This window comes from Pseudoalteromonas sp. SG43-6 (genome assembly GCF_014164365.1).
Lineage (GTDB): Bacteria > Pseudomonadota > Gammaproteobacteria > Enterobacterales > Alteromonadaceae > Pseudoalteromonas > Pseudoalteromonas rhizosphaerae.
This window is the reverse complement of record NZ_JACJEZ010000199.1, coordinates 1-311: the sequence shown is the minus strand read 5'-3', so window position 1 is coordinate 311 and position 311 is coordinate 1. Positions and strand designations below refer to the sequence as shown.

Sequence of the window (311 nt, the reverse complement as noted above, 5' to 3'; positions counted from 1 at the left end):
AATCAAGAAATAGCAAAGCTACTTGATGTAATGAACAATAAGGTGATGAAGCAATATCAACAATCACGTAAACAGCTTTTTGATATGCTGGATAAAAGCGCATTAAAGCCATTGCCTGAAAAGCCCTATCACTATACACAAATCAAAACGGTGCGAGTACACATTGATTATCATGTTGAAATAGAGAAACATTATTACAGTGTGCCGTATCAGTGGGTTAAGAAACAATTACGCGCACACATAACCAATCAGCTAGTACAGCTTTATCATGACGATACCTTAATCGCACAGCATCCGCGCTCACATCGTTT

Annotated in this window: 1 protein-coding gene; it reads left to right on the top strand. The window is 37.9% G+C overall.

Annotated elements, in window-relative coordinates:
* The coding region (locus H5201_RS22775; RefSeq protein ID WP_404936363.1) for a Mu transposase domain-containing protein at positions 1 to 311 on the top strand (311 nt) is incomplete at both ends.